The organism is Chryseobacterium sp. X308 (genome assembly GCF_020733145.1).
In the GTDB taxonomy this organism is placed as follows: domain Bacteria; phylum Bacteroidota; class Bacteroidia; order Flavobacteriales; family Weeksellaceae; genus Chryseobacterium; species Chryseobacterium cupriresistens.
In genome coordinates this window covers 16,315-32,712 of the sequence record NZ_JAJFZH010000025.1, presented here as the reverse complement: position 1 = coordinate 32,712, position 16,398 = coordinate 16,315, and the positions used below count along the sequence as shown (strand labels likewise).

13 protein-coding genes are annotated in these 16,398 nt (G+C 37.4%); 11 read left to right on the top strand and 2 right to left on the bottom strand.

Annotated features, from left to right (window positions below):
- Positions 1-215: 215 nt before the first annotated feature.
- Positions 216-1,277, bottom strand: coding sequence for a hypothetical protein (locus LIV57_RS20055; protein ID WP_227944018.1), 1,062 nt, complete (start codon positions 1,275-1,277; stop codon positions 216-218).
- A gap of 141 nt (positions 1,278-1,418) precedes the next feature.
- Between LIV57_RS20055 and LIV57_RS20050 the strand changes: the two genes are divergently transcribed.
- The 11 genes from LIV57_RS20050 to LIV57_RS20000 all read left to right on the top strand — a co-directional run bounded on the left by LIV57_RS20050 (position 1,419) and on the right by LIV57_RS20000 (position 15,736).
- Complete coding sequence (locus tag LIV57_RS20050; protein ID WP_227944017.1) at positions 1,419-2,945, top strand: helicase HerA-like domain-containing protein; 1,527 nt, start codon at positions 1,419-1,421, stop codon at positions 2,943-2,945.
- A 150-nt stretch (positions 2,946-3,095) separates the two neighbouring features.
- Entirely contained in the window at positions 3,096-4,319 is a 1,224-nt protein-coding gene (locus LIV57_RS20045) for a PolC-type DNA polymerase III (protein WP_227944016.1), read from the top strand.
- Positions 4,320-4,580: 261 nt separating this feature from the next.
- Positions 4,581-5,783 carry a diaminopimelate decarboxylase gene (gene lysA, locus LIV57_RS20040; protein WP_170872057.1) on the top strand — a complete coding sequence of 401 codons (1,203 nt, stop codon included), beginning with the start codon at positions 4,581-4,583 and terminating at the stop codon, positions 5,781-5,783.
- Between the two features lie 244 nt (positions 5,784-6,027).
- Positions 6,028-7,761, top strand: a complete 1,734-nt coding sequence (locus LIV57_RS20035) for a thiamine pyrophosphate-dependent enzyme (RefSeq protein ID WP_227944015.1) — start codon at positions 6,028-6,030, stop codon at positions 7,759-7,761.
- Between the two features lie 127 nt (positions 7,762-7,888).
- Entirely contained in the window at positions 7,889-8,371 is a 483-nt protein-coding gene (locus tag LIV57_RS20030; protein WP_227944014.1) for a hypothetical protein, read from the top strand.
- Positions 8,372-8,550: 179 nt separating this feature from the next.
- Positions 8,551-9,987, top strand: coding sequence for a tRNA (N6-isopentenyl adenosine(37)-C2)-methylthiotransferase MiaB (gene miaB / locus LIV57_RS20025; RefSeq protein WP_227944013.1), 1,437 nt, complete (start codon positions 8,551-8,553; stop codon positions 9,985-9,987).
- Positions 9,988-10,213: 226 nt separating this feature from the next.
- The gene (locus LIV57_RS20020; protein ID WP_227944012.1) at positions 10,214-11,011 is read left to right on the top strand and encodes a tetratricopeptide repeat protein; all 798 of its coding nucleotides are present in this window, start codon (positions 10,214-10,216) and stop codon (positions 11,009-11,011) included.
- A 36-nt stretch (positions 11,012-11,047) separates the two neighbouring features.
- Positions 11,048-12,337, top strand: coding sequence for a sigma-54 interaction domain-containing protein (locus tag LIV57_RS20015; RefSeq protein WP_227944011.1), 1,290 nt, complete (start codon positions 11,048-11,050; stop codon positions 12,335-12,337).
- Between the two features lie 13 nt (positions 12,338-12,350).
- Positions 12,351-13,055: a hypothetical protein gene (locus LIV57_RS20010; RefSeq protein WP_227944010.1), complete on the top strand. Its 705-nt coding sequence runs from the start codon at positions 12,351-12,353 to the stop codon at positions 13,053-13,055.
- Positions 13,045-13,596: an LptE family protein gene (locus LIV57_RS20005; protein WP_227944009.1), complete on the top strand. Its 552-nt coding sequence runs from the start codon at positions 13,045-13,047 to the stop codon at positions 13,594-13,596. The genes LIV57_RS20010 and LIV57_RS20005 overlap by 11 nt, the downstream gene beginning before the upstream one ends.
- Position 13,597: 1 nt before the next feature.
- Complete coding sequence (locus LIV57_RS20000; protein WP_227944008.1) at positions 13,598-15,736, top strand: hypothetical protein; 2,139 nt, start codon at positions 13,598-13,600, stop codon at positions 15,734-15,736.
- Between the two features lie 39 nt (positions 15,737-15,775).
- Here LIV57_RS20000 and LIV57_RS19995 read toward each other — a convergent pair whose 3' ends face one another.
- Positions 15,776-16,384, bottom strand: coding sequence for a DUF4126 domain-containing protein (locus tag LIV57_RS19995; protein ID WP_227944007.1), 609 nt, complete (start codon positions 16,382-16,384; stop codon positions 15,776-15,778).
- Between the last annotated feature and the right edge of the window lie 14 nt (positions 16,385-16,398).

The window sequence follows — 16,398 nt, the reverse complement described above, 5'->3', positions numbered from 1 at the left end:
TGGGTCTTTTTTTTAATGAGTTAAAGATACGAAGTATTAGATCAATTCTAAATGAAATGTTAAATTCCATTGATAGTTTCTTTCAATACTTTCTTAAACGTACGTTTGGTATCTGCTGTTTTTTTAGCAAAAAGAATGCCTTACATAATGTCAATTGGCAAATGCTGTTTTATATCATGTCCTGCTTCTGGAACAATGTCTTTAAAGCATTCATTTTACTCTATCTGATAATATATTTTGTACAGAATTTCATTGGTGTTTTCTGTAATGTTCTTCTCTGTTTTGAATTGGAGATATTCCTCTTTATTAGCTTCTCCCTCATCATAACGGATCAGTCTTTTGTACTTGTCATAGAGGTAATCTTTAATTTTTCCGTTGTTTGCTAATCTAATTATTTCACCAAAATATTTTTTAGTGTCTTCGTGCATCGGCCACTTTGTTTCATGAGTTTTATAGAATTCTATCATTTTGTCTATGGCATATACTTCAGACTCGATATTCATATCATTGAAGCCTGTCAGAAGTTCTTTTTTGTCTGCATTTTCTCCCAGCCATTTTGTTTTTGCATACACCGAAGCAAGCACAGCATTAGTCATCATGGAATCTCTTTTGATAACAGGAGATAAGATGATATCCGGAGTATGGCTAATAGGAAGAGTTTTTTTAGCAGCGATATCCAATACACCAAAATAGGTCTCAGCTTTGTTTTTGAGTTCAGACAGTTGATCATGGGTCATTTCATCGCTTGATCCTCTGATTTTAAAGCCCCATCCTCCGCATTCATAAATAGAAAGGAGTGACTTCTTATCAGTATATTTTACACCTTTGAAAAAATCACGTTCACCCATTGAATGATCAAAAATTGAATAGATATAGTTTACTTTTACCTTATCATTGGATATATTTCCAAACATAGGTTTTAAGTCTACATTTTTATTGGAATTCTGATTCAGAACTGTTTCATATATGGAAAATTCATCTCTCAAAAGCTGGTTGTCAACTAATTTTTTAGGATAAATATATAAGGTCAGGATCGTTTTACTTTTCTTACGGTGTTGTTGTACATAGCTTACCACAATGTGCTTATTCTGTAGATCATAAGATACTATTTCTTCTCTTTGAAAGCCAGACCATAAAACAGGGAAAACGGCTGATGTCGGCAAGTGGGTGTAATCGCCTTTAATCTGTAAATTAACAGGTTCATTTCTTTTCTGAGCAAGAAACAAGGTGGAGGAAAAAGCAAAAATAACGAGTAGAATTTTTTTTAATGAAATCATGTGTGGTATATATGTTGTTCTCAAGGCTAAATTAGAAAATAAATTTAGGGAACTTAGAAGATAATTTAATCATTAATATTATTTTATTTACTCAAATTTTTCTAAAAAATTTTATATTTATAAGTTTAAAAAAGCAATCAAATGGCAGACAAAACACAATTTATTGAAGAACTTAATGCTAGATATACTCCTAAAGGAGAACATATAATATTAGGAAAAGGGATGTTGGATGGAGAAGTTGTTACGGAAGTAAACGTAACCATTCCCCTGAAAACGATTAACCGCCACGGTCTTATTGCAGGAGCTACCGGAACCGGTAAGACAAAAACATTACAGGTATTCGCAGAACAGCTTTCTCACGCAGGAATTCCGTCTCTGGTTCTGGATATTAAAGGAGACTTTTCCGGAATTGCAGAAGCAGGACAAATGAATCCTATCATTGAGGAAAGATATGCGAAGACACAGCTTCCTTATAATCCCCAAGGCTTTCCTGTAGAATTGATGAGTATTTCCGGAGGAAAAGGGGTGAAACTGAGGGCTACGGTTACAGAATTCGGGCCTGTTTTATTAAGCAAAATCCTTGAATTGAATGATACGCAGCAAAGCATCATGTCTATTGTCTTCAAATATTGTGATGATAAAGGACTTCCTTTAATTGACCTTAATGATCTGAAGAAAGTACTGCAGTATGTAACGGATAATGCACAGGGAAAAGCTGAGCTTGCAGCCAATTACGGATCCATTGCATCAGCCTCTCTCGGTGCTATTTTAAGATCTATTGTAGCTTTGGAGCAGCAGGGAGCAGCAGGATTTTTCGGTGAATTAAGTTTTGATGTTCATGATTTACTGGAAACAAGAGATGGAAAAGGAGTGGTTAATATTTTAAGAGTAGCAGATATTCAGAATAAGCCACAGCTTTTCTCAACGTTTATGCTTTCGCTTTTTGCTGAAATTTATATGACGTTTCCGGAAGAAGGAGACAGTGGGAAACCAAAGCTGGTACTATTCATTGATGAAGCCCATCTGATTTTTGATGAAGCTTCCAAAGCGCTTCTTTCACAGATCGAAACAATGGTGAAATTAATCCGTTCCAAAGGAGTAGGAATTTATTTTATTACCCAGATTCCCGGGGATGTTCCAGAAAATGTCCTTTCCCAATTAGGATTAAAAATACAGCATGCATTAAGAGGTTTTACGGCAAAAGATAAAAAAGAAATTACCAAAGCCGTTGAAAACTATCCTACCACAGAATATTACGAAGCTTCCAGCCTGATCCAGAATCTGGGAATTGGAGAAGCATTTGTGACAGCTCTGGATGAAAAAGGAATACCGACACCATTAGTGCATACTTACCTGATTTCTCCCGAATCGAGAATGGATGTTCTGAGTGAGGCGGAAGTCTCCGATCTTACTTCCAGATCAGCAATGGTAGCAAAATATGAGCAGGCATTAGACAGAGAGTCTGCCTACGAAATGCTGACCACCAGAATGGAACAGGCAGCACAAAACCCCGCACCTGCACAGAAGGCAAAACCCGTAAAAGAAGAACCAGGAATGTTCGAACAGGTTTTACAGAGTAAGGCTGGCCGTACCTTTACCTCTACTTTAATGAGGGAAGGAGCAAAAGCTATTCTCGGAATGTTCGGGCTGGGAGGCAGAAGAAGATAATTTTGAAAGCTAACCTGCTGTGTTTTGATATATTTTTTGTTATTTTAGCAGGTTATCTTTACATAACAGTAAAAAACAGAGCCTTATTTTATTGGGGAATAAAAGCAGGTCTAAATAGTAAACTAGAAAAACAGCAGTTAACACACATTCATGTATTCAATTATAGATATAGAAAGTAATGGTGCAGGTTATAGAAATGAATGCATTATAGATATCGCCATCTACAGATATGACGGTCAGAAAATTACAGATCAGTTTATATCCCTTGTAAACCCCGAAGGTGATATTACTCCTTTTGTACAAAAGTTGACCAGTATTACCCCAAAAATGGTCAAGACTGCTCCGAAATTTCATGAAATTGCCAAAAGAGTGATAGAAATTACTCAGAATACAACTTTGGTAGGTCATAATATTGATTTTGATTACAGGATGCTTCGCCAGTCATTCAAAAGGCTTGGTTATGATTTTAAAATCAATACTTTAGATACAATTCCGTTAGCAAAAAAACTGATTCCTGATGAAGTAAGTTATTCGTTGGGAAAACTGGTGAAATCATTGGGTATTCCATTGACCAACCATCACAGGGCGGAAGGCGATGCAAGAGCTACATTAGAACTTTTCAAACTTCTGATCTCAAAAGATATTGAAAATGAGATTATTCAGAAGCAGCATGATGAGTCTAATGCCAAAACGTATATCAACAAGATTAAAGAACTGACTCAGGATCTTCCTAATGACAAAGGTTTTGTGTATTTTCAGGATGAAGCAGGACGTATTATGTTTTCTGATTATGTTCAGGATATCAACAAATTTTCCAAAAAGGTTTTCAATTCCAAATCAAAAAAATGGGAACAGATCCAGAAGGATGTTGAGCAGATTAATTTTGAGCTTACAGGAACAGATATTATTGCCAAACTGATCCTTAATTCCAAAAATATTAAAAAGAAAGAGGTCTTACCTTTCGGATTATATTTCAGGAATAATAAATATGTAGTTGAGAAAAATAAGCTTAATAAAACTGAGAAGCCGGTCTTAAAATTCAGATCATTTACCCAGGGCGCAAAAGCGGTTCAGTTCATAGGATCTCAGGAAGAATTTAAAGATTTTTCTGCCCTGAAACAGAAAATTGAATTCAGAAAAAGAAATGAGCTTTGGCTCGGACCAGGAAGAAAATTAGGAGAGAAACTGTTTTTAATCATAGAAAACGGAAAAGTGGTTTCATTTGGTTTCTATGAATTGTTTACACAAATTCAGACGCTGAGTAAGCTGGCTAAGCTGAAAATTGACCTTCCGCTGTCTTCTACGGATCTGAATAACGAGTTGCAGCTGGCCCTTCTTCGTGCGGATTTTGAGACATTACCACTGCCGAAGTGACAGAGTATTTATATGTTATAAGTTTATTCTGAGGAGAATACAATTCAAATCAATTTTCCTGAAATCAAAAAATAAATAGTATTTTTGCAAAAAAATAAATAGAAGCAATGCAAAATTTTAAACAAAATAAAACTGGAAAAAAGGGAACTGTAAAGTTCTCTAAGGTTTGGAATATTTAAAAGAGTTGTCTTGCATAAAAAATAATCAATGTGGCAGGCTCTTTTTCGAAGAATCTGCCTTTTTTTATGTTAAAATGAAATTATGAATTCAAAAGAATTATTAAAGATTGCCAATGAGTTTGGTACACCGGTGTATGTTTATGATGCTGAATCCATCAAAATTCAATACGAAAAACTTACCTCTTCATTTTTAAAACATACTAAGTTCTTCTACGCAGCGAAGGCCTTGACCAATATCAATATTCTTAAGTATGTCAAGAATCTGGGTGCATCTTTGGATTGTGTATCTATCAACGAAGTTAAGCTGGGATTAAAGGCAGGATTTTCGAAAGAAAAGATATTATTTACACCCAACTGTGTTGACCTGGCGGAAATAGAGGAAGCAATGACTTTTGGAGTTCATATTAACATTGATAACATTTCTATTCTTGAGCAATTCGGGAATAAATACGGAAATACCTATCCGATCTTAGTAAGAATCAATCCGCATATTTTTGCAGGAGGTAACTATAAGATTTCAACTGGGCACATCGACAGTAAATTCGGGATTTCTATTCACCAGGTTCGTCACATCGAAAGAGTGATGAAGAGTACCAACCTGAATGTTGAAGGTCTTCACATGCATACGGGAAGCGAAATAAAAGATCCTGATGTATTCCTTCAGGCTTTGGAGATTATGCTGGAACTTTCTGAGCATTTCCCGAACCTGAAATATCTGGATATGGGAAGCGGATTCAAAATCCCTTACCAGGACAGTGAAGAAGAAACTGATGTGAAAACATTAGGAAAAAAAGTGGAAAAAGTAATTTCTGAATTTTCAAAATCTACAGGAAAAAAATTCGAATTATGGTTTGAGCCTGGAAAATTCCTGGTGGGAAAAAGCGGATATTTACTAGTGAAAGCTAATGTGATCAAGCAGACAACAGCAACTGTTTTTGTTGGAGTGAATTCCGGATTTAATCACCTGATCCGTCCGATGTTCTATGATTCTTACCATATGATTGAAAACCTGTCCAATCCAAAAGGTGCAGAAAGAATTTATACGGTAGTAGGAAATATCTGCGAAACAGATACGTTCGCATGGGACAGAAAACTGAATGAAGTAAGAGAAGGAGATATTCTTGCTTTCCATAATGCGGGAGCTTACGGTTTTGAAATGAGTTCGAACTTCAATTCTAGATTAAAGCCTGCTGAAGTCTTATTCTTAGACGGAAAAGCTCATTTGATCCGTAAAAGAGACGAGTTTGAAGATCTGTTGAGAAATCAGATTGAAATAGTGATGTAAAATCCGAAACATATGATATAAACAGCTGCCTTTTTGGCGGCTGTTTTGTTTTACATGGAAATGAAACCTCACGGGTTTTCAAAACCCGTGAGGTTTCAATAGAATCAAAATTAAATTACAATTTTTTAACATCGAGTTAGGGATGGAGTCTCAACTTTATTAGTTAAATTTGATAGAGATAGGAAGATTTTCTTCTTCTCAAATACTATTTTCACCAAAAAATAACCACCAAAACAGACTAATTATGGCAAAAAACATAGCAGAGCAAATTGTTGAAATGCTCGAAAATGCCAATGTGAAAAGAATTTATGCAGTAACCGGCGACAGTCTCAATCATCTGAATATTGCCGTTAAAAAAAGCAGTATCCAGTGGATTCATGTAAGACACGAAGAGGTAGGGGCTTATGCCGCAGCGGCAGAGGCTGAGCTTGATGGTTTGGCAGTTTGTGCCGGAAGCTGCGGCCCCGGACACGTTCATTTGATCAATGGAGTGTATGAAGCTCATCGCTCTCATGTTCCTATGCTGGTGATTGCTTCCACCATTCCCAGTGATGAAATGGGCATGGATTACTTTCAGGAAACCAATACGATAAAGCTGTTTGATGACTGCAGCTATTATAATCAAATGATTACAAGACCTGAACAGGTACAGAGAACCGTGCAAACTGCTATTCAGCATGCTATATCCAAAAAAGGAGTTGCGGTCATAGGTCTTCCGGGAGATGTTTCTGAGCTGGATGCCGAAGAAGGTTCTACTTCCACCCAAATATTTAAAACCAATCCTGTGATAAGACCATCGGATGATGAGCTGAAAAGTTTGTCGGAACTGGTGAATAAAAGCAAAAAAGTAACCCTATACTGCGGGATAGGTGCTGCTGAAGCACGTGATGAGGTAATCGCTTTGTCAAAGCTGTTAAAAGCACCTGTAGGATATTCATTTAGGGGAAAAATGGCTATTCAGCCCAATAACCCAAATGAAGTGGGACTTACAGGTCTGCTAGGATTTCCTTCAGCCTATCACGCTATGCATGAAGCTGATCTCGTCATTCTCCTGGGAACGGATTTCCCTTATCAGAAATTCATGCCTGTAAAAAATAAAATCGTCCAGATTGATGAAAGTCCTGAAAGATTAGGAAGAAGAGCAAAACTGGATTTAGGACTTGCCGGAGATGTCAAAGAAACCATTAAAGCATTATTGCCTTTACTTGACGAAAAAACGGATGTTCATTTTCTGAATGAACAGCTGGCATTTTATGATAAAGTAAAAGAAAACCAGTTGGAATATGTAAAAGATTCTGGAAAAGAGAACGCCATTCAGCCGGAATATGTGGCCCACACTTTAGATAAACTTGCTGAAAATGATGCTATTTTTACCGTAGATACCGGAATGTGCTGCGTTTGGGGAGCCCGTTTTATTACAGGAACAGGCGAAAGGAAAATGCTGGGATCATTTAACCATGGCTCAATGGCTAATGCGATGCCAATGGCGATAGGTGCTGCATTGGCACATCCTGAAAAACAAGTGATTGCCCTTTGTGGAGATGGAGGGTTATCTATGCTGTTAGGAGATATGGCTACTATTTTTCAGTATAAATTACCAATCAAATTAATTGTTTTCAATAACAGAACCCTGGGAATGGTAAAGCTGGAGATGGAAGTTGGCGGAATGCCCGATAATGAGACAGACATGATTAATCCTGACTTTGCCATGATCGCGCATGCCATGGGATATCCGGGAAAAAATGTCCATCTTCCGGAAGATGTGGAAAGTGCTATCAAAGAATGCCTGAATTATGAAGGACCTTATCTTCTGAATATTTTCACCAATCCTAATGCGCTGGCTCTTCCTCCGAAGGTTGAATTTGATCAGATTATGGGAATGACCAAGTCTATGGCTCAGCTCATGCTTGGCGGTAAAATGGATGAGGTTTTTGAAACAGTGAAGACCAATTATAAACATATCAAAGGCCTGCTTTAAGAAGAAAAGAAAAAAGAAAGTCATCTGAAATCCAGAACCCATATGTAAAACTTCATGCTTGGCGTGAAGTTTTTCTTTTTTATACATAAGCTAAATATTTACCTTTGTTTATTATTAGGAAACAAGCATGAGAACTATATTTTTATTTTTGGCTTTATGTACAATGAATTTTTCACTGGCGCAGGATCAGGAAGAAAGGGATGATTCTTTTATCAGAGAGAGTAATAAAAATCTTTTAAAAATAGATATTAGAGAACCCTTTATGCAGGTTGCTGTAAAATGTAATGATTTTAAACCCGCTGCTTTTGAAGGAGGTGTTGCAGCCTACAAAGATATCCTGAACCGATATATGTATGCGTACCTGAATTCTGATTTCTATGCTTTGACGGGAGATTTTACCTTTACCTTAGTGCTTGATGACAAAGGAAAAGTAACGGATGTGCAAGGAATGCCTAAGGTGGCCAACAGCGAAGTTTTCTTTGATGATATGCAGTACGTTGTAAGAAGGATAAAGAAAAACTGGATTCCGGCGTCTTGTAACGGGAAGCCAGTAGCCTCACAGATTAAAGTTAAAATGAACTTCTCTTCAATGTCTGCAGATATCGATTAGGATTTTAATAGTTTTCTTTTTCAAATTTAAAGTAATGGGAGGTTCAATGAGAGAATTCCAACACTTTTTCAATTTATGATTTTGTTAAAATAATAGCGCTGACATTCTGTCACAATATTTTGTATCTTTGCAAACTTATTCGTTCGTAATTTTAAATTACGAACCTTAAATCGATTATCGTGCAGGAAAAATATATAGACGAAACAAAACAGGGCGAAGCTTTTGCTATTGCAGAAAGACCGGAGAACTCTAAAAAACTGTTTTTAGAAAGCTATGGCTGTCAGATGAATTTCTCTGACTCTGAAATTGTTGCATCCATTCTTAATGAACAGGGCTATAATACAACGATGAAAGTTGAAGAAGCTGACCTGATTCTTTTAAATACATGCTCCATCCGCGAAAAAGCGGAACAGACCGTAAGAATGCGTCTTTCTCAGTTTAAAAATCTTAAAAAAGAAAGACCGAATATGACGGTTGGTGTTTTGGGATGTATGGCAGAAAGATTAAAAACCAAGTTTTTAGAAGAAGAACAGTTGGTAGATCTTGTTGTAGGTCCGGATGCCTACAGAGACTTACCAAACCTTTTGAAAGAAACTGACGATGGAAGAGATGCCATCAACGTAATTCTTTCCAAAGAAGAGACTTATGCCGATATCAATCCTGTCCGTTTAGGAGGAAACGGTGTTACCGCTTTTGTTACCATTACAAGAGGTTGTGATAACATGTGTACATTCTGTGTGGTTCCATTTACCAGAGGAAGAGAAAGAAGCCGTGATCCACACTCCATTATTGAAGAATGTAAAGATCTTGCCAATAACGGATATAAAGAAATTACCCTTTTAGGACAAAACGTAGACTCTTACCTTTGGTATGGAGGTGGTCCTAAAAAAGATTTTGCAAAGGCATCTGAAATGCAGAAAGCAACAGCTGTAAATTTTGCTCAACTTCTTGATTTAGTGGCTAAAGCTGTTCCTGAATTGAGAATCAGATTCTCTACTTCCAACCCTCAGGATATGAGTCTGGACGTATTCAGAATGATGGCAAAACATGACAACATCTGTAAATATGTACATCTTCCTGTACAAAGCGGAAGCAATAATATGCTGGAAGCGATGAACAGACAGCATACCCGTGAAGAATATCTTGATCTGATCAGAAAAGCGAAGGAAATTGTTCCGGAAGTAGCATTTTCACAGGATATGATCGTAGGATTCTGTAATGAAACAGAAGAAGACCATCAGGATACACTAAGTCTGATGAGAGAAGTGGAATATGACTACGGTTATATGTTTGCGTACTCAGAAAGGCCGGGAACCCCTGCTCACAAGAAAATGGAAGACAATATTCCGGCTGATGTGAAGCAGAGACGTCTTGCTGAGGTTATTGCCCTTCAGGGAGAGCTTTCAAAACAAAGAATGAAATCGTATGTTGGAAGAGAGCATCAGATTCTGATTGAAGGAATTTCCAAGAAAAATAAAAACCAGTGGAAAGGAAGAAACTCTCAGAATGCCGTATGTGTCTTCGATAAACTGGAAGGACAGAAAATAGGTGACATTGTGAACGTTTTTGTGTATGACAATACGCAAGGCACACTTTTAGGGAGAACAGCAGAATAAAATTAAGTTTCAGGGTTCAAAGTAATTTGGACAGACAAGCGAAAAGATGCTATCCCTGAAAAACTTAAAAGAAAAATATATATTCTGAAAAAATCAACGGGTATATTACCGTAAGATTTTTAGTAAATTGTTACGCAGTTTACAAAATCACTCGAAGGCTGGATGCCGGAAGAGATAAAAGGTTTAAAAGTAGATTATTATCAGGATTTAACCTATAAAATTGAAAATGGAAAAGTTTCAGAGGTATTACCTTAGCTTTTTGTTACTTATCGTTTACACCAATACTATTGCACAGGTCAACTGTAATGCAGTAGAGGGTGAGAACTGCAAAAAAGCGTGTGAGTTATACAACTGGGCTTCAGATTTACAAGGTCTCGCAGAATCTCAGGAAGGTTTTGATAAAGCCATTGAATTGTGTCCGGATTTCTCCCATGCTTACATGGAAAAAGCCGTTCCATATCTTAAAAAAGGAGATTTTGTAACCTGGAAAATTTTAATTGATAAAGCGGTTGCTTTAAATCCCAAAATGCACCTTAGCTACCGGGGCTGGACAAAGTTTCAGTTCCTAAGAGACTATAAAGGAGCCATTCAGGATTTAGAAGGTTTAAATATATATGAGCCTGGAGACTTAGGAAGGTCTCAAAACGGAGACTATAGTACGGACTTAGTAAGAGCGATATCCTACAGTGCTTCAGGACAGAAAGAAAAAGCATCTGGGATTATAGAAAGGCTTCTGGCTGCCAGAGGTTATGCGAAGGGAATGTTTGATCATTATCAGCTGGGTGTTACCTATCTTGAGCTGGGAAGATATGACAAAGCCCTGGAAAATTTTGAAAAACAAAGCAAAGGGTACGGCTTTGCTGAGAATACATACTTTAAAAGTAAAGTTTCTAAGATCAGAAACAAAGATTATTTGGATTTAAACATGTTAGCCCTGCAAACGTATGATGAAGGAAAGACCATGAAAGCTGTCTGCACTCATCAATTTAACAAGGTCTACACACAACAGGTTGAAGTGCTGTAGAAGATTAACATTCAATCAATAATCAAAAATTTACTTATGAGCAACGAGCTACAAAACATAAAAAACCGTTTCGGAATTATCGGAAACTTTCCTGCACTCAATCGTGCCCTGGAAAAATCTATCCAGGTTGCACCCACAGATATCTCTGTACTTGTAATTGGAGAAAGTGGGGTGGGAAAAGAATTTATTCCGAAAATCATTCATTCAGAATCCAGAAGAAAACATCAGCCTTATATCGTGGTAAACTGTGGAGCCATTCCGGAAGGGACCATAGACTCTGAGCTATTCGGGCACGAAAAAGGAGCTTTTACAGGAGCTACAGCTACAAGAAAAGGATATTTTGAAGTGGCAGACGGCGGAACCATCTTTTTGGATGAGGTGGGAGAACTTCCCCTGCAGACTCAGGTACGTCTTTTAAGAGTGCTGGAAAGTGGTGAATTTATGAAAGTAGGTTCTTCACAGGTGCAGAAAACCAATGTGAGGATTGTGGCAGCTACCAACGTTAATATGATGAAGGCCATCCATGACGGAAGGTTCCGTGAGGATTTATATTACCGTTTGAATACCGTTCAGATTGATATGCCTCCTTTGAGAGAAAGAAAAGGAGATATCCATTTGTTATTCAGAAAATTTGCAATAGATTTTGCTGAAAAATACAGAATGCCGGAACTGGAGCTGGAGCAGAGTGCTGTTCACTATATAGAAAGTTATTCTTTCCCGGGGAACGTCCGCCAGCTAAGAAATTTAGTAGAGCAGATGACCGTTGTGGAAAGAAACAGAAATATTACTGCTGAAAAACTTGCCGAGTATATTCCGATGGAAACCCATCTCCCAATGGTGGTAAATACTCAAAGTACTCCCAAGCAGAGCGATTTCGGAAGCGAAAGGGAAATCATGTATAAAATCCTGTTCGATATGAGGAATGATATTAATGATTTAAAATCCTTAACTTCGGAACTGATCAAGAACAGAGGTACAGCAGATCTGAGCAATCATGAGAAAAATCTGATCAACAGAATTTATACTTCTGATAATCAGCCACAAGTGAATTCCGGATCGATGTTATATTTTGAAAATAATAATGATACGCCGGCCGTGCAGACTCCTACGATTATTTCAAACCCTGATGACAGCTATGAAGATATTGAAGATATCGAAATTGAAGAAAACAGACCGGAATCACTTTCCCTTCAGAATAATGAAAAAGATTTGATTATCAAGGCTTTGGAGAAGCATAAGGGACGTAGAAACAGAGCTGCAGATGAGCTGGGAATTTCACAAAGAACTTTATACAGAAAAATAAAACAATATAACCTGGAAGATTAGCACAACATAAATAATGAAAGTCAATTTAACACCTAAGCCGATCAATTTTAAACTCGGAGAATATATTAATAAAGGTTTCGAACTTTTAAAGAAAGATTTCGGAAATATTTTTGTAGCATTTTTAATGTGCTTTATCATGTCGATCATTCCGTTCTGCGGATTATTAGCGATGGGTAATTTATACAAATACCTTCAAAGGCTGAACAGAAACCAGCCGGCAAGTCCCGGAGATATCTTTGATTTTAAAGATTTTATGCCTTATTTTATGCTGCAGTTAATTGTTTTCGGAGGTGTTTTACTGCTTTACATTCCTTTATTTGCTGTGCTGGGTATATCAGGTGCATTATCTGAGGGTAATGAACCCAATCCAATGGTAGCATTTTTTGTGTTTCCCTATATGTTTTTATTGATTGGAGCGATATATTACTTTGTATTAAAGGGTTTTTATATCATACCATTAATCAGTCTTAAAGGCATCAGGGAAGTAAAAGAAGCCTGGACTATTTCAAAAATAATGACCAAAGGAAATCTATTGTCAATCTTCCTTTTCTCAGTGGTAGTAAGTATTTTGGCTCAGATTGGTATTATTGCCTGCGGGATAGGAATTTTTCTTACCTTACCATTCTTATATACAGCAAATTATTTTGCTTATGAAGATGCTATTCAACAAATTGAGTATGATGAAATTACGGAAATCGGATTTAAAGATGGATTTTAAAATTAAAAATATAAGCCTGAAACAATCATTACTCACGGGAATGCTCTTTGCGTTGCTGGGAGTTTTAAATTCATGCTACAGCTTTACGGGGTCGTCTCTTACAGATGAGAAAACAGTTCAGATCAATGAATTTCCCAATAATGCACCGCTTGTGAACCCTGCATTATCACAACAGTTTTCTACAGCAATACAAAACAGATTCCTTCAAAGAACAACTTTGAAGGGAACGAAAGAAAATCCGGATATCCTGATTGAAGGAGAAATAACAGACTATTCCATTACGCCTACCACCATCAGCTCCAATACCCAGACCAACCCTTCTGGTGGAGTGATTCAACAGGCACAGAATAAACTTACGATTACGGTAAAGGTACATTATGAAAATAAAATCCATCCGGATGCAAGTTTTGACAGAACGTATTCTGATGAAGCCGCTTTCAACAGTGATGTATCCTTAAGTCAGATCGAAGACCAGCAGGTAAAACTGGTAACAGATAGAATTATTAACAAGATATTTAACGACATTGTAGCGAACTGGTAAGATGAATCCGAGAGTTTTAGAATTAATAAAAAATCCGAAAAATATTCAGTCTGAAGACCTTGGTCTTTTGAAAGAAGAGATTCACACTTTTCCTTATATTCAGAATATCAGGGCCCTTCACCTGTATGGCGTGCATCTGTACGAAAAAGAAAACTATCAGAAAGAGCTTTCTACAACAGCTGCGTATACTACTGATAAGAAAATTCTGTATCAGTTGATTAACGGGAAGATCAAACAAGAGCCTAAACCGGAAATTGTTGAAGAGAAGAAACCTTCTGCAACAATCGAAAAGCCTGCTCAATTAGCTCCAAAGGCAAAATCTTTCCCTATTAAAAGAGAAGAAGATATTTCTTTGGAAATGCCATCGGAAGAAAAAGAAAATACTTGTGTATTACCAATCTCACAGGAAGCTAAGCCTATTTATGTAAAAGGTGAACGAAACAGAATTTTATTTGAAGGAGAAGAAAACTTCTTGGATGAAGTAAATCCTGAGACCATCGATATTGAATCTACCCTTGAATCAGGTACTCTGGTAACACAAAAGACAGATACTGTAGTTGAAGAACCGGTTCAGGAGGAAGCAGCATCCATACAGACTCAGGGTGATGAAAATGGTGGTGAGAACTTTACACCGGAAACCATCATTCACGAAGAGCAGATTTCTTCAGAAAAAGAGGAAGAAAAGATTGAGGAAGAAGAAAATGTCAGCTTCCATGAAGTAGCCCCTTTAGCACCGGAAGTACATATTGAAGAGGCGGTAGCAGAAGAACCTGTAAAAGCTGAATCAACAGCACATGAAACGGAAACTGTTTCTGAGGAAGAACCTGTTCTGCAAGAAGAAATACAAGTTGCAGCAGAAGAGAACGCCGGAGAAAACTTTACACCGGAAACCATCATTGACGAAGATCAGATTTCTCTTGAAAAAGAAGAAGAAAATGGTAATGAAGAAGCGCCTTCAGCGAAATTATCTGATGCGGAAGTAAGCTTCCATGGAACAGAATCGTTTATGCCGGAAGTTAAAATCCAGGCCAACAACGAGGAGATTTCTGAAACAGCTGAAGTATCTCAATCCAGTGTAAATAAGCATGAGGAGGAGATGAGACGCCTTATTGAGGAAGTTGAAAAGAAAATGAAGGAAGCCAAACCTGTTGTTCAGGAAGAAAAATTTGAGCCGGAAGCTTCTGAAGATCATGAAATTAGCTTCGCTGATACCCAAAGTTTCCATTTCTGGTCAACTAGTGAAGAAAAACCTGAAGAAATAAAAAAAGAGCCTGTAAAGGAAGAAGTTGTTGAAAATCAAACGCCTGTAGTCGAGGATGTTACATCAGAAATTGCAGAAGAAGAATTACAGGAAACACCTGAAGTGCAGACTGCATGGAAGCCAATGAGTGTGGAATCCCATTTGCCGGATTCATTGATCAGTACAGCAGAAAAAGCGTCAACCCCTGAAATTAAAACTCAGGAAACAGAAGCTGTAACTGTTGCAGAGCCGGAAGTGACTACCGTGGAGTCCAAATCAGGTGAGACAAATGAAATTATTGAAGAAACTGCTCAGGAAGAAGTTTTACCAATAGCAGAAAATTCTGAAGTTGAAAAGGATCATTCTGCTCCGGTTGAATCAGCTCAGGAAGAAAAAACGGAAACAGAAACAGTAAATGAAGATGTTCCTGTAATGAATGTTTCTTTCTTTGGAACCGATATTTCTACCCTTAAGGTTGAAGAAAAGAAACAGGAACCTGTAGAAAAAGTACAGGAGGTTACTATGAAAAATACCACTCAATCATCAATAGACAGTAATGTTCCGGGTTTTATCAATACATGGCAGAGCTGGCTTAAGATTGACAGAACAGAAGAAACCGTAAAGGACAAAGCCGAAATCAAAGAAAAGGCTATTGAAACCTTTATTGAGAACAATCCCAGAATCAGTCAGCTAAAGGAAGAAAGTACCTATGTTGTAAAAGAAAAGAACGATGATATCTCGCATTTGATGACCGAGACATTAGCTAATCTTTATTTTGAACAGAAACTCTATACAAAGGCAATAAAGGCGTTTGAAATATTAATCAAAAAGAGTCCTGAGAAAAAAGAATATTTTGAATCCAAAATTCAGGATATCAAGGACTTCAGAAGTAAAAACTAAAAAATAAAAAGGTACTGATAAAAACAGTACCTTTTTATTTTATAATTTCTGAGAAGTACCTTTATTACTTCGTAATTTTTTCCAGGCCTTTCGTCCGAATACGATAACAACAATTAATGTAATGATGGCAAATATTGCGGCGATAACCGGTGCTGCCATCGCAAGAACAGACATTATACCGGCACCTGCCGTCTCCGTTGTTCCTACCATAGAATTTCCCAAACCTCCTGTAGTAGCAGTGGAAGCAGCCCTTATTCCTGCAAATCCGGAGCTGATCGTAGCTGCCGTACCTCCTCCGGCAATCAATGCCAGTGCCCATTGTGGAAAAGTCCCAAGTTCAGCAAACTGACTGGCAAATAATATGGAACCAGCAACAGTTGCCATAGGTATGGAAACAGTATCCAGTAAATGATCTACAAAAGGGATGTAATAAGCGAGGATCTCAATAACAGTAGCTATTCCTGTTGTAATAAGCGTAGGGAGACCCGCAAGCCATTCAAAATGCTCATTCATCGGAATCCAGTTAAAATAAGAAGCAAGACTTACAACGAACATGGGAAGGAATACCCGGAAGCCTGTAGCTGCCGCCAGTCCAATACCGATAAAAGCACTGATTATATAAGAAAAATAGGGAACATTGTCTAACATATTAATTTTCAGAT

What these genes read in the sequence shown, in the direction of transcription:
- LIV57_RS20055 (WP_227944018.1), bottom strand. Translation starts at nt 1,277, where the DNA reads ATGATTTCATTAAAAAAAATTCTACTCGTTATTTTTGCTTTTTCCTCC.
- LIV57_RS20050 (WP_227944017.1), top strand. Translation starts at nt 1,419, where the DNA reads ATGGCAGACAAAACACAATTTATTGAAGAACTTAATGCTAGATATACT.
- LIV57_RS20045 (WP_227944016.1), top strand. Translation starts at nt 3,096, where the DNA reads ATGTATTCAATTATAGATATAGAAAGTAATGGTGCAGGTTATAGAAAT.
- lysA (WP_170872057.1), top strand. Translation starts at nt 4,581, where the DNA reads ATGAATTCAAAAGAATTATTAAAGATTGCCAATGAGTTTGGTACACCG.
- LIV57_RS20035 (WP_227944015.1), top strand. Translation starts at nt 6,028, where the DNA reads ATGGCAAAAAACATAGCAGAGCAAATTGTTGAAATGCTCGAAAATGCC.
- LIV57_RS20030 (WP_227944014.1), top strand. Translation starts at nt 7,889, where the DNA reads ATGAGAACTATATTTTTATTTTTGGCTTTATGTACAATGAATTTTTCA.
- LIV57_RS20020 (WP_227944012.1), top strand. Translation starts at nt 10,214, where the DNA reads ATGGAAAAGTTTCAGAGGTATTACCTTAGCTTTTTGTTACTTATCGTT.
- LIV57_RS20015 (WP_227944011.1), top strand. Translation starts at nt 11,048, where the DNA reads ATGAGCAACGAGCTACAAAACATAAAAAACCGTTTCGGAATTATCGGA.
- LIV57_RS20010 (WP_227944010.1), top strand. Translation starts at nt 12,351, where the DNA reads ATGAAAGTCAATTTAACACCTAAGCCGATCAATTTTAAACTCGGAGAA.
- LIV57_RS20005 (WP_227944009.1), top strand. Translation starts at nt 13,045, where the DNA reads ATGGATTTTAAAATTAAAAATATAAGCCTGAAACAATCATTACTCACG.
- LIV57_RS20000 (WP_227944008.1), top strand. Translation starts at nt 13,598, where the DNA reads ATGAATCCGAGAGTTTTAGAATTAATAAAAAATCCGAAAAATATTCAG.
- LIV57_RS19995 (WP_227944007.1), bottom strand. Translation starts at nt 16,384, where the DNA reads ATGTTAGACAATGTTCCCTATTTTTCTTATATAATCAGTGCTTTTATC.